Raw genomic sequence first — 22336 nt, 5'->3', positions numbered from 1 at the left:
TTTTTTTCATATTATACATTCAGGAATAGTTGAACGTTAAAGGAGAGTAAAACATGAAAGATATTTATCATTTAGAAGAACTGGAACAGCTGCGTGTGATCAGTGATCCCCTTAGGCTTAAGGTGATCTGGGAAATCGTCGATGAGGCGAAGACAGGTAAAATGATCGCGGATCTCCTAGAAGCTCCTGCCCCAAAAATCCACTACCATCTAAAAGAACTGGAACGCGTCGGGCTTGTGACAATTGAACGGACAGAAGAAAAAAACGGGATCGTGCAGAAATTCTACCGCCCGATCGCCCGTATCTTCTCAACGGAAAACATTCTGCCTCACCAAAAAGAAGAAGTAAAAGAAGAATTGTCTGATGCATTAAAGGAAAATATTCTGATATCTATGGATAAGACCAAAACGATTTTAAAGAAGCTAGATTCTCACATTTTCACAGAGCTTGATCAAGTCAAGTTCGGATACAACCACGTGCGTCTCTCAAAAGAACAGCAGGAACAGCTGCAAAATAAAGCAAAAGAGCTGTCCGATCTAATCAAAAGCTTCAAAGCCGATCATTCACCTGACGGCGAGCTGCATCACTTGTTCATGGTCGCGTTTCCAGTAAAAGAATCTGTCGAAGGGATTGAATAACATGACTCAGCCTGCTATTGCACTGACAGATCAGCCTGTCTCTCTTTTTAAACAGCGATCGTTCTTGTTCATATGGGCGATTACATTATGCTCATCCTTTTCCATCTCGATTTTCCTTTTTTCACAATCTTGGTTTGTAGTTAAAACACTGAACCAGGAAGCCGCTCTTGGTGCAGTGCTGATCGCGACCAACATACCTCGCCTTTTATTTATGGCGCTCGGAGGTGTCTTGGCGGACCGGGTGAGCCGGACGAAAATTTTGTTCACAGCGAACATACTTCGCTCTGTCCTCTTGGCAGGTCTGCTAGTCATGCTCTGGTCCGGTCATTTATCAATGACTTCATTCATTCTTTTCGGCCTGTTCTTTGGAATCATGGATGCCTTTGTATGGCCGGCAAATGGGGCTCTTCTTCCCAATGTTGTGGATTCTTCACAGCTGACAAGGGCAAATTCAGTCGTGCAAATGACACAGCAGAGCTCCTTAATTATTGGGCCGATGATTGGCGGGATACTCGTGAGCCTCGGTGGATATTATCTTTCTTTCGGTGTGCCTGCTATACTGCTGCTCGTCTCGGCATTGCTTGCCTATTTGCTTAACCTGCCTGCTTCACCAGACAGAAAAAAAGAAAAGCTTGGCATCTGGCAGTCTATAAAAGAAGGGCTGCACGTAGTAAGAAGTTCAGCCTTTCTAACGGCGTTGTTTTTAAGCACCGTTTTCTTGAACCTGTTCGTAATGGGGCCGCTTACGATGGGACTTCCGATCTTCGTTAAAAACGTTCTGGAGGGAAGCGCATTGGACTTCAGCTACGTGGAAGGCTCCATGGCTGCTGGCATGCTCATCAGTTCGGTCGTGATCGCTATACTAAACGTGAAAAAGAATAAGGGCTTTATGGTTACTGGCTCTTTATTTGCGATGAACGTGTTCTTTTTCCTGCTCAGCCAAAGCAGCACCATCGGGACCAGCATGGCTCTCGCCTTCTTGATGGGATTAACATTTCCCGCAACAAACATTCCCCTCATTTCAGCGGTGCAGGAGAAAGTAGACAAGAAAATGATTGGCCGTCTGATGAGCCTCCTGACGATGGCGAGCCTCGGACTCGCTCCTGTTTCATTCGCAGCCACCTCGCTGCTTATTTCAAACGGTTTTCAAATTCAGCATATTATGGCCGCAGGCGCCTGCTTCCTCTTCATCGTCAACATCATGATCACATGGAAGCTCCCAGCCTTAAGACGAATGTAAAAGAATGAAAAGCGGGGTCCGGTACGCCAATACCCTACCTCTTCGTGTATCAGGCATTGTGAATTGGCGTACCGGACCCCAAAAAATAAAAAATACCGTATGAGAAAGGATGGGTTGTGATGGAGGTTTTATTGATTGGCGGTACGAGGTTTCTTGGAAGGCATATTACCGAGTCGCTTCTTAAGAACGGACATCGTGTGACACTTTTTAACCGAGGCCAGTTTGCTTCTGACTTGTTTCCTGAATGTGAAAAAATAACTGGTGACCGGACAACAGACTTCGCTCTTCTAACAGGACGTTCGTTTGATGCTGTGATCGATACGTGCGGCTATCTTCCTGATGATGTCCGCAAGATGGCACGCACCCTTCATCCGGTCACCCCTATGTATGTGTTCATCTCTTCAATCTCTGTTTATGCTGACCTTTCTCAGGAAAAGATCAACGAGAATTGTACGGTATCCTCATGGGAGCATATCGATACGAATGTAATGGACTGGAACCACTATGGACCGCTGAAGGCCGCGTGCGAACAAGCTGTCATCGACGAATACGGTTCTGATGCATCGCTCATCATACGGCCAGGCCTTATTGTCGGTCCGCATGACTATTCTGACCGGTTTACGTATTGGATAGAAAGAATTTTACGGGGCGGCAAGGTGCTTGCTCCAGTGTCTCCGCAAGAACGCACACAGTTTATCGATGTTCGCGACTTAGCAGAATGGATTGTCGCCATGACAGAAACGAATACAATCGGAACGTTTCAGGCCGCAGGAACAGAACGAACATTAGGTGAACTGTTCACAGCATGCCAAGCTATCGCACAGAGCGATGCCGAGTTCGTCTGGGCTGATGAACACTTTTTAAAAGAAAATGAAGTCGGTGAATGGGTTGAGCTCCCGCTTTGGATCGCGAGCCCACAGTATAAAGGGATGGCCTGTGCAGATGACAGCAAAGCACAAAAACACGGACTACAATACAGGCCAATCATTCAAACCATACGTGACACGCTGAGTTGGTCACAATCCAGGAGCCTCGCACCGGATGATTGGAGAGCGGGCCTCAGCCCTGAAAAAGAAATCAGCGTGCTTCATACATGGCATTCCTCTTTTCATTCCAACGAAAAATAGGCATATTTTCGCAAAAATACATGAATGCCCATGGCACTTGTCCATACACAAAGAAAAAGAACGCATATAGTAGAAGTGTGAGATAGATATCTCGCCTGCCGGCCCACCGGCAGTCAAGCAATTCCCTACCCCCCATTTCTTCATCATGCGTTCGGTTTTTTTACCATAATCCCTGAGTGGATTATGGTTTTTTTAATTGTTTTGGGTGTTCACCATCAATATAGTGCTGCAGGTGGTGCGGCAGTTCACCTTGATGGAACACATGCTGAATGTCACGGGACGAAATTTCAAGAGAACTTAATTTTGGATAGATCGCATTTTCGCCGGAGGCCGTGCGGTATTGCTGTCCGAACTCTTGGATGGCTTTCATCGTTTCGCGCTCTGTGCTGTTTTTGTAATCATTAATTTGATGGATTTGCTGAATCATCATCAAATATTCAGCCTTCAACCGCTCCAGCTGCTGAATCTTAGTTTCCATCTGCTGACTGGCCCTGTTCATCTCGCGGTCCCGAGCCATATACAGTGTTTTCATATATTCCTGCAGCCTGTCCTGGCGGCTTTCCTTTAGGTCATCTAGTATTTCAAGGGCATCCCTTTCCTTTGACATGGCACGCAGATAAGTGTCCTTAGCCTCGGTTAACCGCTCCATTGTCACTTTTGAATTTCGTCTGCCATACTGGTTAAGCATCTCCTCATAAAGTGCTGAAGACTGCTCTTTTTGTCTATGTAATTGGCCCCAAGCCTGTTCTGCTGCTTTAATCTTTTCTTTATACATATCTTGCATGGCATTAAACTGCTGCAATTCTGGGTACACGTGTAGTCTCCTTTCATTGTTCCTCATTATAGCATTCGAGAAGGAAAACCATTTAACGACCCGAATAACAAAAGAAGTAACAGAAGAGAAAGGAGTCCACTTTTTGAAAAAAATCTATTGCATTCGGCACTGTTCTGCACAAGGACAGGAAGCAGAAGCTCCTTTAACAGAAGAGGGCATGAAACAAGCACGTATGTTAGCTACTTATATGGAGAAATACGATATTGAAGCCATTCTTTCCAGCCCATTCTTGCGAGCACAGCAAACCATCTCCCCTTTAGCTGAAGCTCAAAACCTAACCGTAGAACTGGATAATCGACTTGCTGAACGCGTTCTCGCAGGAAAAGACTTGCCTGACTGGCGTGATCACCTTGAACATTCCTTTAAGGATGAACATGCTGTTCTGCCTGGAGGTGAATCGTCCTTTCAAGCTTCTCAACGGGCTCTTGCGCTTATCGAAGAATTACAGAAACGAAAGGAGAATACGTTTGTTCTCGTCACTCACGGAAACCTTATGGCCCTTATTATAAGAGCGTTTGATTCTTCTGCTGGCTTTCATACATGGAAGAAGCTGACGAATCCCGATGTCTTTTCAATTGAATTGAACACAAGGTGTGTCCGCCGTTTGTGGGTGTGATACATTCCAATTTTAACCATACCCCCACCTCTCCTACAAAAGTCCCGAAACCTGTTTACGTAGCACAAAATATTGAGGAGGTTTTTCATCATGAAAAAACTAGCAGTAGCATCAGTATTAGGAGCGACACTTTTCGGTTCTTTTGCAGGAGTATCTCAAGCAGCAACTCCACAAAACTCAAATTCAGCGCCGTGCATCACGGACTTTTTAAATAAAGAGCAGCAAGCTGAAGCACAAGCACCAGCAGCTCCAGCACCACAACAAAACGCTGCACCAGCAGCTGCACCTGCACCTGAAAAAGGAGCAGAAGCACCAAAGTCTGAATCAAACGCTGAATTGACTGCGGATGAGCAGCAAATGCTTGACCTTGTAAACCAAGAGCGCGAGAAAGCAGGTCTTCCTGCACTTAAAGCTGACATGGAGCTTACTAAAGTAGCCCGCGTGAAAGCTCAAGACATGATTGACAACAACTATTTCGACCACAACTCACCAACTTACGGTTCTCCGTTTGATATGATGAAGAAATTTGGCATCGAGTATCAAACAGCAGGTGAAAACCTTGCAGGAAACTCTTCTGTTGAAGGGGCACACGAAGGTCTTATGAACTCTCAAGGACACCGTGAGAACATCCTGAAGTCTGATTACACGAACGTTGGTATCGCAGTCGTTGAAGGCGGCCAATATGGCAAGATGTTCGTACAAATGTTCAAAGGATAATAATATGGAAGCAAAAAAGCGCAGGCAGCCTGCGCTTTTTTGCTTTGTTTAAACTGACATGAAGAATTCTTTAATCCAGCCCCTCTTTGACTGCTTCAAGAAATACCCTTATTTATTTCGCCAGAGGAAAACTAAGGCAAAATTCCGTTCCTTTTCCTTTTTCGCTCATGACTGAAAATGTGCCTTGGTGATTTTTAATGATCTTGTGGCTGACCATTAAACCGAGACCGGTTCCTTCTTCCTTTGTTGTGAAGAAAGGGCTGCCGATCTTGGATAATGTTTTCTCATCCATCCCCGCTCCAGTATCCGATATTTTAACGATAAGGATACCTTTTTCACTATGCGCTTGAACACATACGGTGCCTGCAGGAGGTGTAGCTTCTATTGCGTTTTTAATGTAGTTGATAAATACTTGCTTCAGCTGATGAATGTCGCACAAAAGATCTGGAAGCATTTCCTGCAGGTTTGCTTTAAGCTCTACCCCTTTTAGCAGGGCCTGCGTCTGCAGAAGCGCCACCGTATCCCAAAGCATCGCGGAAACGTTCTGGACCTTCATTTTGTGCGTATCGTTCTTTGCGAGAAGAAGAAATTCCTTGATGATGTATTCAATTCTATCCACTTCATTCAAGATTATCTTGAAATATTCAGGCCGCTCTGTGTTTTCCATCTGGATGAGCTGAATAAATCCTTTCAGCGAAGTTAACGGATTGCGGATTTCATGGGCAATTCCTGCAGCCAGCTCGCCAACCACATTCAGCGTCTCGGCCTTGATCAGCTTCTGCTCAGTCACACGTAGCTCGGTTACATCCTGAAGAACAATTAAATGCAGCCCTGGAAGCAAGTCCGGTTTACAGAAATAGGAGATATCCTTGACATCGCCTTGACCGCAAATGATTTTCACTTCACCATGATGTTTCTGCAGACTTAGAAAAGCGTTCCAATTAAAGGTTTCGCTCACTTCATCAGGAAGCTGCAAAAAGCGTTCTGCCGGCTCATAAATCAGCTCTTCCTTCTGCAGTCCGAGCAGGCTGCAGCCGGCCGGGTTCACATCCATAATCTCCATCTTTTCATTGCAAAGAACGAGCGCATCCATCGCGTGAACGAATAGCTCCTGAAACTGTCCCGAATGGCGGCTGTCATGATCTTCGGAAAAATTTTTCCGGCTGTATTCTACAGTACTCCCGGTTATCTCCGTAACGGTGCCGTTCAAGCCTGGCAAAGGCAAAAGGGTGACCGTATACAAAGTTCCATTTGAACTGAAATCAACTGTGCATTTTTTCCCGCTAAATGCCTTTTCTAGCGTCGTAATGCATTCTTCCAGCTTTTCTTCATGAAATAAGAATTTCAGGCTTTTTAAAAAGGATTCTCCCAGCTGGATTTCCTTAGCATTTTTTCTTTTCGCGCAAGAATATGTATAAATGTATTCTCCATACTTCACCCGAGCAAGCCGGAAAAGATGGATGGGCGTTTGCTCTAAAAAGTGAAAATATGGATTCAAACGTTCTTTATCGTTTTGCATAAGCATTCTTCTCAGCATTTCGTTTTCACGCTTGAGCTCTAATAGTTCCCCACTTAATGTTGTTACTGGCATAAGCGAATAGACTCCTTTTTAATACTATAGGAAAGCATTACTTGGCAAAACGTTATCGTTCACAATAGAAGTGCCAACTATGGCTGACTCTCTATTGCTTGGCGCAGCCAATTTTTTTAATAGAAGCTTTTAATAGAAGCTAAGATATATTAAATATTCTAACTATCCACCTTTATTTCCTATCTAAATATTTCCTATTTTTTCATTTTCGCAATCAGGAAAAAAGACCTATTTCCGTAAAGATTGCTTGGCTGTTTATGCCTAAGTACTCAAAAAGGCCGCTGCTTTAATGCAAACGGCCTATTTTATGCGCTCTGTGATATCTTGCAGGATGTGATTCGTCACAGGTCCGATATGCACCTTCTGAACCGTACCTTCACTGTCAATGAAGTAGGTTGTCGGGATGGAGACCGCTTTAAACAAGTTAACCGTCTCGCCTTTACGGTCAAGTAAAATGGGGAAGCTCACTTCGTATTGATCCGCAAATTCGCCGATCGCCTTTTTGTCCTTTTCAGCGTGCGTTAAGTTTACTGCGAGTATTTCCATGTCTTTGTCTTGATTCTCACTGTAAAACTTCTGCATGTCTGGCATTTCTTCCCGGCAAGGAGGACACCACGTGGCCCAAAAGTTCAAGATCACTTTTTTTCCGCGGTAATCCTTCAGGCTGACCGTCTGGCCTTCCAGATTTTTCAGCGTGAAATTTGGAGCGGTGTTACCCGGAGTGAGCCCCACTTCCCCTGATTTTTCTGAAAGCTTAAATTCGCGCTCTTGAGTGTTTCTTGCTGGATTGTTATAAGCCGCTTCCTTATCAGAGACCCAGACTGCGAGAGCGAGCAGCAGCACAAAGCCTAAAATAATGAACAGCGGTTTTCGATTTCTAATCATGCTACTATTCCACCTTACAGCTCAGAAAGGAGCACGACGTTTCCTTTAGGCTTTTCGCTTTTTCCAGTTGGTTCATGTGATACCGCAACCGCTTCCCAGTTATGGTCTCCTTCATAATCGACCGTGAACACAACAGCGCCGTTCCCTTCTTTATCTGGTGTGAACGTTCCGGCACGGAATTTTTTGTCGCCTTCTATCAGCCATACTTGATACGTTTCTCTTCCTTTTACAGGATTCAGGTTATGCGTATGAACGACAAGCTTCATCTGTCCGTTTTCTTTGATCATCGATGCCACACCGCTTGATTTTGACTGATGTGGGGCAAGTGAAATGGTTTTATACGTTTGTGCGGCCTTTTCGAAAGCCGCTTCCTGCTTGTTCTTTTCAAAATAGAGATAGGCGTTGCCAGCGACCGACAGCAGGAGAGCTGCCGCCAACAGACCCGTCATCCAGTTCTTAGAAGGGGTGCTTGAATTATTCCTCACAATTGCTGGCTCTTTTTCTTCCACAATAGGTTCGTTTGCGAAGACAGCTGCCATCACTCTATCCTTCATGCCTGCGGGCGGTTCCTTTTCTTCAGATAAATAAGGAAGACCGGATGTGAGCATCTGCCATTCTGTCCACTCTGCCAAGCATGCTTGACACTCCTGCATGTGCTGTTCGAATTCATGTTTCTCTTTGCCGTCCAAATGACCGTTGTAATAATCAAGAAGCTGGTCACATCGGTTCTTGTCCATATTTATCCCTCCCCTCACTGTATTTTTTTCTCAAATGCTGAAGCGCCAGCCGTATTCTTCCCTTAACGGTTCCAAGCGGCACTCCGCATAAATCTGATATCTTCTGCTGCGACGTTCCTTTGAAATAAAAGAGATCGACTATATGCCTCTGTTCTTCAGAAAGTGAGGATACCGCTGAAAGCAGCTGTTCCCGTTCTTCCTTCCATTCCACTGTCCTCTCGACATTATCCTCTGATGCTGGTTGAAATGTTTCTTGATCTAGCTCCATTTCTGGAATCTTCCGCTTTCGCAGAAGATCGATGCAGGCATTTCTAGCAACGGTAAGCATCCACGAAGAGAACTTGCCTTTTTCTTGACTATAAAGCCCTTTTTTTCTCCATATTTTAATAAACACCTCTTGCACCGCATCTTCTGCCAGTTCTTTTTGCTGCAGCATCTTGTAGGAAAAAGAATAGAGCAGTTTTTCATACCGGTCATAAAGGATCTCCAGAGCTTCACGGTCATCCTGCTGGATGCGTTCATATAGCTCCAAATCAGATATTGTACCCATGACGGTCTCCTTTTTTACTTTGAATACATTTATTATAGCGTTACGGGCACACGTTGTCCTAACAATGCCTTTACTTATTTAGATAACGCTGGAAATTCCATAATGGATCATGAAAAAGTCATTAATAATTAAGGGGTTCAGCCGATATAAGCACTATACATGACAACAAATACATTTTTTCTGCAAAGTGAGGATACAGCATATGGACCGCTCATCATTAATTGGAGTTATTCTCGGCATTGTCGCCATAGGTGTCGGCATGGTCATGAAAGGTGTCAGCCCCGCAGCGTTATTGAACCCAGCGGCTATACTTATTATTTTCGCCGGTACAGCAGCTGCTATACTGATTGCTTTTCCAATGTCAGAGCTGAAAAAGCTGCCTGTCTTATTCAAGATATTGTTTACTGAACAAAAATTGCTCAGCATGAATGAGCTCATCGCGACATTCATCGATTGGGCCAGCATTGCCAGAAAAGAAGGCCTTCTGTCCCTTGAGCCTAAGGCGGACGAAGTGGACGAGCCTTTCTTAAAGCAAGGAATCAAAATGATTGTAGACGGACAGTCTCCTGAGTTCATTCGCGACGTTTTAATGAAGGACATTGAAACGATGGAAGAGCGCCACTTGAGCAACTCCTCCATCTTTACTCAAGCAGGCACTTATGCGCCTACACTCGGAGTGCTGGGAGCCGTTGTCGGACTAGTAGCAGCCCTTGGGAACATGCAGGACATCGGTGCACTTGGAAACGCGATCTCCGCTGCCTTCATCGCTACACTTTTTGGTATTTTTACGGGATATGTGCTTTGGCATCCGTTTGCCAACAAGCTGAAGCGCAAATCGAAGCTCGAAGTCATGATGAAGGAAGTGATGATTGAAGGGCTTCTTTCCATACAGGATGGAACATCTCCAAAGATTTTAGAGGAAAAGTTATTAACATACTTGCCGGCAAGCGAACGCGAGTCGGTAAAAGAAGGTGGTTCAGTTGGCTAAGAAAAAGAAGCATCATGAAGAGCATGTCGATGAATCCTGGCTCATTCCCTATGCCGACATGCTTACTCTTCTTCTCGCTCTATTCATTGTTTTGTTTGCGATGAGTGAAATTGATGCTCAAAAGTTCAAAGCGATGGCGAGTGCCTTTAAAAATGAATTCAAAGGCGGCACAGGCATCATGGAAGAGCCGATGACCGTTCCTAATCCAGACACTAACCCGCCTTCTGTCGTCGAACCGGACGCGATTAGCAAAAAAGAAAAAGAACGGATGGAAAAAGCGAAGCAAGAGCTGGAAGCACTCGAACAGCTTGAAAAACGAATCAATTCGTTCATTCAAGCAAACAACTTAAATGCCAGCCTCCAGACGAAGCTGACGGAGAACGGCCTATTAATTACGATCATGGATAATGCCTTATTTGATTCAGGAAGTGCAACCATCAAGGAAGGCTCCAAAGGAATCGGGACAAAGCTTTCCGAGCTGCTCGTCACGAACCCGCCTCGCAATATCGTGATTGCGGGCCATACGGACAACGTTCCGATCTCCACCGCACAGTTTCAATCCAACTGGGAGCTGAGCGCCATCCGTGCTATTAATTTTATGAGAATCTTAATCTTGAATCCTGATTTAAAGCCAGAATACTTAAGTGCGAGCGGATACGGTGAATTCCGGCCAAAAGCGGACAACAAAACACCTCAAGGACGCGCCAAAAATCGCCGTGTAGAAGTACTGATATTGCCGAACTACAGCCTAAGTGATACAGAATAAACAACAAAAAAAGCGCTCAAGGCGCTTTTTTGAGTGTAAAAATCTTTGTTAGAGTTGATCTCCATTACAGGTGTAGGCTTTCCGCGAGATGAGCGCTAAGCCCTCTCGTCGCTACGCGCCATTGAGAGGTCTTACCTTCTCACTCACACTCGCAGGATAAGGAATGCGGTGTAACTAGACATTGCACGAAGAAAAAGTGAACTTCTTTTTCGAGGAGTCGGCACCTGAGACGAAGATCAACTTCTCAATAAAGTCTTTTTAACAGCGGCTCAAGCGACTTGTTTATTCTGTGGTTGTCTGTCCTCACTGAAGCTTCCTAGCAGTCTTTCAGCATCCTTTAAAGTATGTTTTATACAAGCTGAATATTACTGCTATTTATTCGTCCTTTGTGCGTCGAGGGAGCTGATACGCTCGAGCATGGTCGGATGGCCATATAGAAAGAACTTTACAAGCTTCGGCGGGTTGACTTCGCTTAAGCCTGATACGGTCAGCTCTTGAAAAGCTCCTACTGCTGCTTCGGGGTTCTTTGTCATTTGTATCGCATATTGGTCAGCATCGCGCTCTGCACTGCGCGATATGGCGTTCTCGATTGGTGAGACGGCGAATCCGAGCAGCGAGAAAATGAGCAGCAGTGCGGGCAAACCCGCAATATCGCTGATTCCTTTCACACCCCACGCCTCTCCGTACTTTTTCACCCACCTGCGGTACAGCATGTTACCGAAATACAATCCGAGGAACGAGAGCACGATGGAAGAGATCAAGTTCCAATAAAGATGATTCATCACATAGTGGCCCATCTCATGTGCCATGACGAACAGCACTTGATTGTCTGACAGCTTGTTGAGAGTTGTGTCCCACAATACGATGCGCAAATTCGAACCGATCCCGTTCACATAGGCATTCAGTGAGTTGGTTTTCGATGACATATTCACTTCGTATACGTTATCGGCTGGAATATCTGCTTTATCTGCCAAAAGTAAAATCTTCTCTTTAAGCGCCTGATCTTTCAACGGGGAGAAATCGTTGTATAACGGATCAATGAGAACCGGCTGGATGAAGTACATGAACAGCGTGAACGGAACAGACAGCAGCCAGGCATATAGCCACCACTTCTTTTCGCTCTTTTTCATAAGCCAGTAGATGGCGCCGACCATCACAAACGTAAACGCATATCCGATCCAAAAATCGACGAGGCTGTCCTTCATCCAGCCGTCGAAAGGCTGCACCGACACTTTGTACGATTTGGATACGGTATAGCTGTAATAGCGCAGCGGAAACGTAAGAAGCCAGCTTGCAGCAGACAGAAATAGCACATATGCGGCTGTATGCACTACACGGAATTTCGTAAGTACTTTTGCGCTGTCACGGAATCTGCGAGACAGCCCAAAGCCCAGAACCAATAAATAAATCAGCCATTCTAACGGGACGGAAATAAAGTAGATAAAATCTTTGATTCGGGAAAAATCGTAGCTCAATGTAAGCTGCCGCTCATTCATGAACATCGCCGGATCGGCAGCGGAACCTCTTAATTGGGCAGGCAGTGCCGTGTCTGCTCCGTGAAACAAGTAAAACCACATCGCACCTAAATAGACGGCAAATCCAACAGCAAACCATGCTGCTTTTTTCATGTTTGTCCCCCCTCTCCTCTTATATGTAGGCGGGAGGCTGTCTCTTTAGAACAAAAAAGCCGCGAATACGGCTTGTTAAAGTGTGTTATTCAAATGCTTGAGCGAGTGTTTTCACGACAACCATGTTTTCATGGCTATGAGGAGATTCGTTCGGCTGTATGTACACCGCCCGCATTCCTAGCAGCAGAGCTGGGGCAATCTCATTAATAAAGTTATCGCCGATTGATACCGCTTCTTCTGGTTTCACGTCAAATTCCTGAAGGATTTCCTGCAACTTCTCTTTTGTCCGAAGAGGTTTCTCACTTGACGAATGAACAGCGTGGAACATTCCTGTAAGCCCAAGTTCGTTTAACAGCCGTCCGACATCATCATGATCGCTGTTTGTCATCAGGACGATTTTTTTATCTTGCCTGAGCCTTTCTAATGCATTTTTCAGACCAGGCGTTTTTGTTAAGGTGAACTCATTGGTCACCATGTACGCTTTCGTGGCGTTGTAGCAGTCCCATGAATCTTGTCCTGTCAGTCCATGATGAATGGCCGTCGCATACGGCAGCCACCAGCCGTCTCCAATCGCAACAAACCGTTCAAAGTCATACACAAGCTCACCTGAATACTCCTCTCTTACTTTTTCGGCAGGCCATTCTTCTCCTGTGAACGACTCTACCTTTGTCACCTGAAGGGAAAAAGGCTCTACTGTAACCGCCGTATCATTTTTGATGTCATATACTTTTCCGATGCCGACCGGATGCTCTCCGCTTTTCATGGATTCATATGTTGCCCAAAAAGCTTCCCTTTCGCTCTCAAGGACTCTCTGCTGCATAAGTCGGCAATAATAATCAAAGTGATCGGTGTCTTCATATAACGTTCCGTCTAAGTCAAAAATAAGGAGTTTAGCATTCTCCATCATCTCTCTCATCACGTGGATCACCCTTTCTTTTCACATTGTATGACACTACTCTGTTTTGAAGCAAAAATAAGTTGACATGTTTTTCACAATATAGTGTACTATACATAATAATACACACATTGCAGTTTAAGGTGGGACAATATGCTGTTAAATTTAGATCCCAGAAGCCACATTCCTATATGGGAACAGCTTGTTAATCAGGTGAAAGAGCTTATTTTAAAAGAAGTCATTCTGCCTGGCGAAAAGCTTCCATCCGTGAGGGAGCTTTCATCCGTGCTTTTAATCAACCCAAACACAGTCAGCAAGGCCTATCAAGAGCTCGAAAGGCAGGAAATAATCGAAACACTTAGAGGAAAAGGGACATTTGTCTCGCAAACGATCATTCCTAAGGCCGATGAGCAAAAAATTGAAGCGCTGCGACAGGCACTTAAACAACTTGTGATTGAATCCTCTTATCTTGGAATAGAAAAAGAGTACTTTATACAATGGGTTGAGCAATACACGAAGGAACTTGGAGGAAGGTCAAACGTTGCTGAAAGTTCATCAGATTCATAAAAAGATTGGAAAAGCACCTGGCTGCGGACAATGACCAGTATCCTTGATCCTGACAGCGGCAGTGTCACGATCTTAGAAAATGAAAACTTTTAACGGCAAAGAAACCACAAAACGGGGTCCGGTACCTTTTCAAAACTTCCCAGCAAAGTTGCGGCGAAGTTGAAAATGGTACCGGACCCTTCTTTATATTTTTTCTCCCATTTGTGCACCCTATAAAGTGACAGAACATGCGGGGTGGCATATGGAAGGAATCGTAATTACGGTTTACAGGACAGTACTTGGCTTTGCGTTTCTTCTTTTTCTTATGAGGCTGCTTGGCAAGAAGCAGCTTGGCGAACTGACCTTTTTCAACTACGCGACAGGCATCGCGATGGGGAATATCATCGGGGACATGGTCGTGCATAAAGAGATCACGGTTATGGAAAGCCTTGCTTCCCTCACCGCCTGGGCGGCAGCCGTGTTTCTCGTTGAACTTGTGAATAAGAAATCGATGTTCTCTAAATTCTTAACGAAAAGCGAACCGACCATTTTAATCAAGAAGGGCCAGATTGAACAAAAGCATATGAAAAAGATGCAGATGACGATGGATGATCTGCTCATGCTGCTTAGAAATGCTTCTGTATTCGATATACAGGAAGTCGAGTACGCCGTGATGGAGCCAAACGGACAGCTTAGTGTGCTGAAAAAGCCGCTGAAGGATTCGGTAACAAAAGAAGACTTAAATCTGCAGCCAGAGTCCGGCATGTATTTGCCGACAGCGCTCGTGTCTGAAGGAAAGCTTTTGAAAAATTCACTGAAAGAATACGCCCTGACAGAGGATTGGTTAAACAGCCGTTTAAAAGAAGCGGATGTGTCGAGCATGAAAGACGTCTACTTCGCTCAGCTGACAGAGGACGGCGAGCTGTTTGTCGTAAAAAAAGAGGCTTCGCAGTAGCCTGCGAGCCCCTTTTTTCCTTATTTACCTTTTAATACTTCATTCAGGCGGTCAGGGAAGTTTGTGAAGATCCCTGTTACACCCCAGTCGATGAGCTTTTGCATTTCCTCTTTTTCGTTGACTGTGTACGGATGAATTTCCAATCCGCTGTTCACGGCTTTCTGAACATATTCCTTGTCAATCATGGAGCTGTTTGGCCCGATGCCCATTGCGTACTGTTTGACCGCAGTAATTTCTGCATCACTGAGTGCTGCAGGGCTTGTATACCACATCAGCTGCACAAGGTTAACAGAAGGATCCAAATCGTGCATTTTAATCAGGCTTTCCGCGCTGAACGACTGCACAAGAAGCGTGTCTTTGTTGATGCCGTATTGATTGATCTTATCTAAGAGTGCTTGCTCCATTCCTGGGTACACTTCTGGAGACTTTGTTTCAATGTAATAGTTCGCATTCTTGCCAAACGTTTGAAAGACTTCATCAAGTGTCGGTACCTTCAAGCCAGCATATTCTGGCTTAGCCATCTCTGGGTACTTTTCGTTGAACCAGGAGCCTGCATCCAGCTGCTTGATTTCAGCAAGTGTGTGATCCTTTACTTCGCCTGTTCCGTTCGTTGTACGGTCAAGCGTCTCATCGTGCATCGCGATCAGCTGGCCGTCTTTTGTCATTTGAAGATCGATTTCAATATAATCACCGTGCATTTGCTCACCCATTTTGTAGGCAGTAATCGTGTGCTCAGGCGCATGACCAGAAGCACCGCGGTGTGCAACGTTTGTAATGTCTTTATTATGTGATGAAGCTCCTGCACTTAAGCTTGTCCCCATAATTGATAACCCCATAACTGCTGCACCTAAGGCAGCTTTCCATTTAGTGTTCACGTTTATCTCTCCTTCACTCTTAATGTCTTGGAAACTACTTAACCAAGATAACAGGAGAATGTGAAGAGAACATGACAGGCGTTTAAACATCGAGTAAAGATGAACTTTACAATTGTAATTCTCCATGTACGTACAAAAAACCTTTTTGAACCACGATTGGCCATTATCAAAAAATACGCGCCTATCCTATGAAAGGATAGACGCAGAATTTTTTTATAAAAAGTTGCGGATAGCGTGAGCCACACCGCTCTCTTCGTTTGATTTCGTTACATACTTCGCGATTTTCTTGACCTCTTCCTCTGCGTTCCCCATCGCGACAGGTGTTCCTGCGCGCTCCAACATGGACACATCATTGAAGTTGTCGCCGATCGCCATCGTGTCTTTCATGCAAATATCATGCATTTGCGCAAACTTCTCAAGTGCGACTCCTTTTTGTGCTTCAGCATTCGTGATTTCTAAGTTGTTTTTAGAGGATGAACTGACGGCCAGCTCGTCCATTTCAGTTAGATGGTTGGCGGCACGCGTTAATTTATCGTGATTTCCGTCAAATGCAAGAAGCTTGTACACTTCAACTCCTTCTTCCTGCAAAAGCTCGCTGTAGCTGCTGACCACGTTCACAAGTCCGAGCTTAATACGGCGCAATGCCGCCTTCTGTACATCATCATCTGTTGCCTCTGGGTTGGATGTGAGCACAATATCCTTCATAACCTCATACGCACGTTCACGGTTAGCCGTATAGGTTCCTTTATTCGTATAGAGCTCGTAATAGATATCTTCATTATTCAGCGTTCGTGCGATTTGCTCGTACTGAATATGAGGGATAGGCACACTCGTCAAAATCTCCCAGTCATCCGATCGAATTTCGGCTCCGTTCACACAGATCAACGGCAGATGAAGTTCAGCATCTGAAAGAGCGAAACGTGCCTCGTCGTAAGACCTGCCCGTCGCAATCACAACAAGATGACCTTTATTCTTGGCTTCTCTTATAGCCTGCGCGTTCTCCTTCGTCACTTTCAGCTGTTTGTTTACCAGTGTTCCATCCATATCAATTGCGATCAATTTCATGTAATCATCCTTCATCACTTAGTTCCTTTTTTCACATTGTACCCCTATTTGTTCCCACTATATCATTCACTAAACATCTTGCAAAAGAAAAAAGAGCCGATGTAGCAGCTCCTTTTTGTCTTTTTACTTTTTAAAATTTGAAAGCATTCCGGAAATCATATCTGCCGCAGCCTGCACAATTTCAACAAGCTGAAATGACAATAAAGATAGTGCAGTTAATGAAAACAAGCCAACGAGGATCAACCTGAACATATGAATCGCCATTGATTATCCTCCTCCTTTATTAGGAGTGATTATACGCCTGTTCTAACCATATGGCAAGCGGAAGCAAGATATGCTGCTAAAGGAAAAATGAACCAAGCACCAAAGCTAAAATAGAGACGACCACAACGAATATGACATTCAGCCCGAGCCATGCTGCGGCGAACGCAACTGCCGCTCCAGCGGCACCGAACAGGATGTTATCTTCTTTAATCGTTAAGACTCCTGGAAAAATCAAAGCACCTAATATGGCGTACGGCACATTTTTCAGCATGCCTTGCAGCTTTGGGTTCAGTCCGTCTGTCCGCAGCCAGACAAGTGGCAGCATACGCGGCAAGTAAGTGGCGATGCCCATTCCGAGAATGAGCCAGATCAGTGAATCAGGCATGCTTCTTCTCCTCCCCCATCAGCAGTTCGAGAAACACCGCTGAAATGAGCGTGCTAAGGATGATTCCCCAGCCGCCAGCGAGCGGTTCATATTGCGAGAATGCGATATTGAGCAATGCAGCTGTTGCTGCCAAAAGGATCACCTTTCGGCTCTTTTTAGCTGCAGGCACGAGCAACCCGATAAACATCGCATACAGCGCGATGCCCATGCTGTTCTGCACAACCTCAGGTAGGCCGGCACCTGTCAAATAACCAATGCCAGAAAAAATAATCCAGCTGCTGTAGGCAATGAGTCCAAGGCCGATCAAAAATCCGGAAGAAAGCTTGTCCTCTTTCCGAGTAGTCGCTACCGCAAATGTTTCATCCGTTACCATAAACGCATAGACCGCTTTTATCCACTTTTTATCATGCTCTGCTCGTTCATTTAGCGAAGCACTCATGAGCAGGTGCCGGATGTTCATGATAAACGTGGTGATTAAGATTTCAATGGCACCTGTTGAAGCGGCAAGCATCGACAGCGCGATATATTGCGAAGCGCCCGCGAACACAAAAATGCTCATCGCCACGGTCTCCCATAGCGTCAAACCTGCAGTTTTTGCAAGCAGGCCGTAGGTGAACGCGATTGGTGTATAGCCGATGGCGATGGCCAGCCCTGCCTTCACACCGTCACCCATTGATAAATGCTGCTCATGATACTCTTCCTCTAGCACAGCTCCCATTTACTTCACCCCTTTTGCCTGAACGTTTGATTGTACCTAATTTTAGGATATCAGAAGGTTTTGCTCAAGTTTGGGTTGTCCAAACATAAAGGGCGCTCCGTTCATCGGAGCGCCTTCATTATTTTTGACCAGTGATCGTGTTTAGAATCAAGTCAACACTGTCGCCTGCTTTATAGCGCATCATCTGGTCTTTAAGCGTCAGTTTTTCTTTTTTCAGCTTACCGATTGCAGCAAGCAGTGTTTCTTCTGTCATGTCCTCTTCATACAAAACATGGCAGAATCCTTGCTTTTCAAATGACTGGGCATTGAGAATCTGGTCGCCACGGCTCGCACTAAGTGGGAGCGGAATGAGCAGCATCGGCTTGCGCAGAGTGAGCCATTCAAAGATAGAGTTCGACCCTGCACGCGAAATAACAAAGTCTGTCGCCGCGATGACATCTGACAGTCCATCCTGAATGTATTCAAACTGACGATAGCCTGCTACTCCTTCTAGTGCGGGATCGATGTTTCCTTTGCCGCACAAATGGACGATTTGAAAAGATGTCGTCAATTCGTTTAAGGAGGCACGAATGTTCTCGTTGATCTTGCGGGCACCTAAGCTGCCTCCCATGATGGTGAGTACTGGCAGGTTATCACTAAATCCAAGCCAGTTTAAGCCGCGCTTTTTATCGCCTGTCATCAAATCGCCCCGAATCGGTGATCCTGTGACCATCGCCTGTCCAGGAGGGAAGTGTTTTTTGGCCTCCTCAAACGTCACAAACACTTTCGTCGCGAACTTGGAAGAAATTTTGTTCGCGAGTCCTGGCGTGATATCAGATTCGTGGATGTACACTGGAATGCCACGCATTTTAGCGGCGATCACCACTGGAACAGCGACGAAACCGCCTTTTGAGAAAACGACATCCGGTTTGATGCGGCCGAGCTTGAAGTAGGCCTGCCCGATGCCTGCGAGCACTTTAAAAGGGTCTTTAAAATTTTTCAGATCAAAATAACGACGCAGCTTACCGCTCGCGATCGGGTGGTACGGCATGCCGGTCGGTTCGATAAGTGTGCGCTCAATGCCGTCTTTTGTGCCGATGTAATGCAGGTCATAGTTTCGTTCTTTTAATTTAGGGATCAATGCCAGATGCGGCGTCACGTGCCCAGCTGAACCTCCGCCTGTCAGTACGATTCGTTTCAACATATATTCCTCGCTTTATCTCAGTCATGATTAAACATACTACCGACATTTTAGTATATGGCACGCAATTGCACAAATGGCGGTATTTTTGAAGTCATAGAATAGGGTAGTGAAACAAAAAATTCAAACGTATACATGCGCGCTGTTTTAAAAGTTTTTTAGCTATTGCACGCCATTTTGTACGGAATGCTAGCGGGTTTTCATTCTTTTAAGCTTCGTGTAACTTGGTCTAGGGTTTCATCAAGACACATGTGACCATCCGGCTGTTTTCGCGCCAAGATTTTGATTTGCGATCCGCATAAAATATGTTCCGCGCAGTTTCGATGAGCTTGCGTGCAGCTTTTCATTGCGGTTCTACCGTTGCGCGCCGCTTTTTCCAGCATGCGCGCCAGCTCTTTCCTGCCAACAAAAAAAGTGCTCACATCAGCACTTTTTTAAACAAACTATACCTTTGAGATGTCTCGTTTTTTGGCAGGCGGGATGTGAATGGCCTTGCCTGTCAGACTTTCCGCCGCTTCGAGCCAGCTTTCGTTCAAAGCGGGATGAGCATAGATTGGATAAGTGATGTCTTCTTCACGTGCGACCATCTCTAATGATGACGTCGCGTTTTGTATCATCTCTGTCGCTCCTGCCCCCATCATATGAACACCAAGCAGTACATCGTTCGACGCGTCTGTAATAACCTTTACGACGCCTTCCTTCTGACCGATAAGGCTCGCATAACCATTACCGCCCATCGCGAATTGCCCAATATTCACTTCAATGCCTTGTGCGATCGCATCTTCTTCGCTCAGTCCGACAGTCGCGACTGGAGGAACACTGTGCACGATAGATGGCACGAACGCGAGGCTGTATTCCGATTTCATGCCTGCCATCGTTTCTGCTGCCACTTTTCCTTGCTTGATCGCCTTGCTGGCAAGCTTCGGACCAATCGTGCAGTCTCCTGCTGCGTACACGTTGCTCACGTTCGTCTGGCTCTGAGAGTTCACGATAATGAAGCCGCGGCTGTCTCGTTCCATGTTTAGTGCTTCCAGACCAAGGCCCTCAAGATTCGGTTCATACCCTGCTGAGATAAGAAGGTGTGTCCCTTCCACGGCAAGTGTTTCGCCCTTGCCATTATCGAGTGACAGCGTGACCGCTTCATCATCTTCTTGTACACTGCTCCACACCGACTTCTTAAACAACTTGATTCTTGATTTTTTCAATACTCTTTGAAGTTCTTTTTCTAAGGAACTGTCAAAGCCAAAACCATTCTCTGGCGTGATAAGAGTTACCTCTGAACCTAGGTTTCGGAACGATGAAGCTGCTTCCAGTGCGAAATAGTCGTGACCATACACAATCAAATGCCCCGGCAGTTCTCTCTGCGTCCAAAGTGTATGCGGGGTATGAACACGCTCTGAAAGCTTTGCACCAGCTGGCATGACGGGTGACGAACCAGATGCAATCAACAAATGTTCAAACTCATACATCTCAAAATGGTGTCCCGAGTCTACCCCGATCCGGTTCTCGCTCATGATAGAAGCGGTACCTGATAATAGCTCAATTTTGTTGGCTTTTATCAGTGCCTCTATGCCTTTTTGCAGCCCGCTCACAACACTAGTCTGATAGGCTGCAAATGTTTCTAAATGAAAAGAGGTCTCCCCTGTCTGTATGCCCATGTCTTTCATATGGCTGAGCTGGCTGTAGCTGTTGGCAGCATGTGTCAGTGATTTAGATGGAATGCACCCTTTATGAAGGCAAACTCCGCCAAGCTTTTCTTTTTCGATAATCAATACTTCAAGTCCGAGCTGTGCGGCGCGGATGGCAGCATGATATCCGCCAGGACCGCCGCCGATGATGATCAGCTGTTTTTTTGTCGCAAAATCGCCAACAACCATTTATATCAGCTCCAATGTCATAAGATGCGGGTTCTCGATCAGCTGTTTCACACGGTTTGTGAACATGACCGCCGTCGCGCCGTCTGCAACACGGTGATCAAAAGACATGGACACGTTCATCATCGACCGGATGACGATATCGTTTCCGATGACAACTGGAGTCTTTTTCGTTTTGTGGAACGCCATGAGTGCCACTTCTGGGTGATTGATAATTGGTGTCGCGCCCATCGATCCGAGCGGACCGACGTTTGAGATCGTGAACGTGCCACCTGTCATATCATCTTTTGTCAGCTTGTTCGTCTTCGCCTTCGTGATTTTCTCCTTCATCTCAACTGCAATATCACGGATGCTGCGCTGCTCCACGTTTTTCACGACAGGCACGATCAAGCCGTCATCCGCATCTGTTGCAATGCCGATCGAAACATGCTGTTCAAGCAGGATAACGTCGTTTTTTTCATCAAGCTTTGCGTTGAAAATCGGAAAGTCCTTCAGCGCAATCTGAATCGCTTTTACAAAAAGTGCGGCGACCGAGACGTTCATGCCCTTGCTGTTATCAGGATCCATCGACTTGAGCTGTTTTTTCAAATCCATGACGGCTGTTACATCAATTTCTTCAAAATGTGTAACATGGGGAATTGTGTTCAAAGATTGGACCATCTTTTTTGCGATCTGCTTGCGGCGGCCTTTAAATGGAATACTAGTCGGGCTTGCGTTTGTTGATTTTACAGAAGACGCTGGCTGAACGTTCGCTTTTGTTTCTGTAGATGTTTTTTCTTGTTGTGCTGCTCCATCTTTCATGAACGAAAGAACATCTTCATCCGTCACGCGGCTGCCTGGCCCTGTTCCTTTAACCTGTTCAATATCAATATTGTTCTCTCGCGCGATTTTTCTTGTGTAAGGTGCAGCCAGCACTCGCTTGGTAAGCGTAGCGATGCTGGATGCAGCGTGCGCTTGCATCGGCTGTGCTTCTTCTTTCTTTACAGCTTCTGGCTGAGAAGGCACAGACGCTCTCCCTTCGCCATCGAGTGTGAGGATGACCGTTCCAACCGTGACGACGTCGCCTTCTTTGTATTTAATATCACTCACTTTTCCAGCTACAGGCGACGGCAGCTCAGCTGTCACCTTATCCGTCTGCACTTCTAAAAGCGGCTGATCAATCTTTACCGTATCGCCCACTTTCACGAAAAAGTGAACGATTTCCCCTTCGTGCATGCCTTCTCCGATGTCGTGCAGCTTCACTTCTACCACAGGAAACCCC

The 22336-nt window shown here is 45.6% G+C and carries 24 protein-coding genes; 9 read left to right on the top strand and 15 right to left on the bottom strand.

The window, feature by feature from the left end; genetic code table 11:
• Nucleotides 1–53 precede the first annotated feature (53 nt).
• From ACFQPF_RS00300 to ACFQPF_RS00290, 3 genes are all read left to right on the top strand, one after another.
• The gene (locus ACFQPF_RS00300; RefSeq protein WP_379744769.1) at nt 54–638 is read left to right on the top strand and encodes an ArsR/SmtB family transcription factor; all 585 of its coding nucleotides are present in this window, start codon (nt 54–56) and stop codon (nt 636–638) included.
• A 1-nt stretch (nt 639) separates the two neighbouring features.
• A complete protein-coding gene (locus ACFQPF_RS00295) occupies nt 640–1878 on the top strand; it encodes an MFS transporter (protein WP_379744765.1) in 1239 nt (412 codons plus the stop codon).
• A 119-nt stretch (nt 1879–1997) separates the two neighbouring features.
• Nucleotides 1998–3005: an NAD-dependent epimerase/dehydratase family protein gene (locus tag ACFQPF_RS00290; RefSeq protein ID WP_379744762.1), complete on the top strand. Its 1008-nt coding sequence runs from the start codon at nt 1998–2000 to the stop codon at nt 3003–3005.
• Between the two features lie 181 nt (nt 3006–3186).
• On the opposite strand, the gene ACFQPF_RS00285 is transcribed toward ACFQPF_RS00290, so the two are convergent.
• Nucleotides 3187–3819 carry a hypothetical protein gene (locus ACFQPF_RS00285; RefSeq protein ID WP_379744759.1) on the bottom strand — a complete coding sequence of 211 codons (633 nt, stop codon included), beginning with the start codon at nt 3817–3819 and terminating at the stop codon, nt 3187–3189.
• 103 nt (nt 3820–3922) lie between these two features.
• Between ACFQPF_RS00285 and ACFQPF_RS00280 the strand changes: the two genes are divergently transcribed.
• Both ACFQPF_RS00280 and ACFQPF_RS00275 read left to right on the top strand, forming a co-directional pair.
• A complete protein-coding gene (locus ACFQPF_RS00280) occupies nt 3923–4456 on the top strand; it encodes a histidine phosphatase family protein (RefSeq protein ID WP_379744756.1) in 534 nt (177 codons plus the stop codon).
• An 87-nt stretch (nt 4457–4543) separates the two neighbouring features.
• On the top strand, nt 4544–5173 hold the full coding sequence (locus tag ACFQPF_RS00275; protein ID WP_379745473.1) for a CAP domain-containing protein: 630 nt from the start codon (nt 4544–4546) through the stop codon (nt 5171–5173).
• Between the two features lie 112 nt (nt 5174–5285).
• Here ACFQPF_RS00275 and ACFQPF_RS00270 read toward each other — a convergent pair whose 3' ends face one another.
• The 4 genes from ACFQPF_RS00270 to ACFQPF_RS00255 form a co-directional block, all read right to left on the bottom strand.
• Nucleotides 5286–6764, bottom strand: coding sequence for an ATP-binding protein (locus ACFQPF_RS00270; protein ID WP_379744753.1), 1479 nt, complete (start codon nt 6762–6764; stop codon nt 5286–5288).
• Between the two features lie 300 nt (nt 6765–7064).
• On the bottom strand, nt 7065–7649 hold the full coding sequence (locus ACFQPF_RS00265) for a peroxiredoxin family protein (protein WP_379744750.1): 585 nt from the start codon (nt 7647–7649) through the stop codon (nt 7065–7067).
• A 14-nt stretch (nt 7650–7663) separates the two neighbouring features.
• On the bottom strand, nt 7664–8386 hold the full coding sequence (locus ACFQPF_RS00260) for an anti-sigma factor (protein ID WP_379744746.1): 723 nt from the start codon (nt 8384–8386) through the stop codon (nt 7664–7666).
• Nucleotides 8367–8936 (bottom strand): RNA polymerase sigma factor, encoded by a 570-nt coding sequence (locus ACFQPF_RS00255; RefSeq protein ID WP_379744743.1) that lies wholly within the window; start codon nt 8934–8936, stop codon nt 8367–8369. The genes ACFQPF_RS00260 and ACFQPF_RS00255 overlap by 20 nt, the downstream gene beginning before the upstream one ends.
• 202 nt (nt 8937–9138) lie before the next feature.
• Here ACFQPF_RS00255 and motA point away from each other — a divergent pair, with 202 nt between their 5' ends.
• Together motA and motB are read left to right on the top strand one after the other, a co-directional pair.
• Nucleotides 9139–9924 carry a flagellar motor stator protein MotA gene (motA, locus tag ACFQPF_RS00250; RefSeq protein WP_379744740.1) on the top strand — a complete coding sequence of 262 codons (786 nt, stop codon included), beginning with the start codon at nt 9139–9141 and terminating at the stop codon, nt 9922–9924.
• Entirely contained in the window at nt 9917–10690 is a 774-nt protein-coding gene (motB, locus tag ACFQPF_RS00245; protein ID WP_379744737.1) for a flagellar motor protein MotB, read from the top strand. Before motA ends, motB begins: the two co-directional genes overlap by 8 nt.
• Before the next feature lie 371 nt (nt 10691–11061).
• Here motB and ACFQPF_RS00240 read toward each other — a convergent pair whose 3' ends face one another.
• Together ACFQPF_RS00240 and ACFQPF_RS00235 are read right to left on the bottom strand one after the other, a co-directional pair.
• Complete coding sequence (locus ACFQPF_RS00240; protein WP_379744734.1) at nt 11062–12318, bottom strand: M48 family metallopeptidase; 1257 nt, start codon at nt 12316–12318, stop codon at nt 11062–11064.
• Nucleotides 12319–12403: 85 nt separating this feature from the next.
• Complete coding sequence (locus ACFQPF_RS00235) at nt 12404–13234, bottom strand: HAD family hydrolase (RefSeq protein ID WP_379744731.1); 831 nt, start codon at nt 13232–13234, stop codon at nt 12404–12406.
• A 132-nt stretch (nt 13235–13366) separates the two neighbouring features.
• Between ACFQPF_RS00235 and ACFQPF_RS00230 the strand changes: the two genes are divergently transcribed.
• Together ACFQPF_RS00230 and ACFQPF_RS00225 are read left to right on the top strand one after the other, a co-directional pair.
• Entirely contained in the window at nt 13367–13780 is a 414-nt protein-coding gene (locus ACFQPF_RS00230) for a GntR family transcriptional regulator (protein WP_379744728.1), read from the top strand.
• 241 nt (nt 13781–14021) lie between these two features.
• Nucleotides 14022–14714, top strand: a complete 693-nt coding sequence (locus ACFQPF_RS00225) for a YetF domain-containing protein (protein ID WP_379744725.1) — start codon at nt 14022–14024, stop codon at nt 14712–14714.
• Between the two features lie 20 nt (nt 14715–14734).
• Here ACFQPF_RS00225 and ACFQPF_RS00220 read toward each other — a convergent pair whose 3' ends face one another.
• The 8 genes from ACFQPF_RS00220 to ACFQPF_RS00185 form a co-directional block, all read right to left on the bottom strand.
• A complete protein-coding gene (locus ACFQPF_RS00220) occupies nt 14735–15550 on the bottom strand; it encodes a glycerophosphodiester phosphodiesterase (protein ID WP_379745470.1) in 816 nt (271 codons plus the stop codon).
• 252 nt (nt 15551–15802) lie between these two features.
• Complete coding sequence (locus ACFQPF_RS00215) at nt 15803–16654, bottom strand: Cof-type HAD-IIB family hydrolase (protein WP_379744722.1); 852 nt, start codon at nt 16652–16654, stop codon at nt 15803–15805.
• Between the two features lie 123 nt (nt 16655–16777).
• Nucleotides 16778–16918, bottom strand: a complete 141-nt coding sequence (locus ACFQPF_RS00210) for a hypothetical protein (RefSeq protein WP_379744719.1) — start codon at nt 16916–16918, stop codon at nt 16778–16780.
• Nucleotides 16919–16994: 76 nt separating this feature from the next.
• Complete coding sequence (locus tag ACFQPF_RS00205) at nt 16995–17303, bottom strand: AzlD domain-containing protein (protein WP_379744716.1); 309 nt, start codon at nt 17301–17303, stop codon at nt 16995–16997.
• A complete protein-coding gene (locus ACFQPF_RS00200) occupies nt 17296–18021 on the bottom strand; it encodes an AzlC family ABC transporter permease (RefSeq protein ID WP_379744713.1) in 726 nt (241 codons plus the stop codon). The genes ACFQPF_RS00205 and ACFQPF_RS00200 overlap by 8 nt, the downstream gene beginning before the upstream one ends.
• A gap of 118 nt (nt 18022–18139) precedes the next feature.
• Nucleotides 18140–19201: an undecaprenyldiphospho-muramoylpentapeptide beta-N-acetylglucosaminyltransferase gene (locus ACFQPF_RS00195; RefSeq protein ID WP_379745467.1), complete on the bottom strand. Its 1062-nt coding sequence runs from the start codon at nt 19199–19201 to the stop codon at nt 18140–18142.
• A 443-nt stretch (nt 19202–19644) separates the two neighbouring features.
• Nucleotides 19645–21078: a dihydrolipoyl dehydrogenase gene (lpdA, locus tag ACFQPF_RS00190; RefSeq protein ID WP_379744710.1), complete on the bottom strand. Its 1434-nt coding sequence runs from the start codon at nt 21076–21078 to the stop codon at nt 19645–19647.
• Entirely contained in the window at nt 21079–22326 is a 1248-nt protein-coding gene (locus ACFQPF_RS00185) for a dihydrolipoamide acetyltransferase family protein (RefSeq protein ID WP_379744707.1), read from the bottom strand. It lies immediately after the preceding gene.
• Nucleotides 22327–22336 lie beyond the last annotated feature (10 nt).

Source organism: Fictibacillus iocasae, from assembly GCF_042665465.1.
Classification (GTDB): Bacteria; Bacillota; Bacilli; order Bacillales; family Fictibacillaceae; genus Fictibacillus; species Fictibacillus iocasae.
This window is presented reverse-complemented; position numbering and strand designations above follow the sequence as displayed.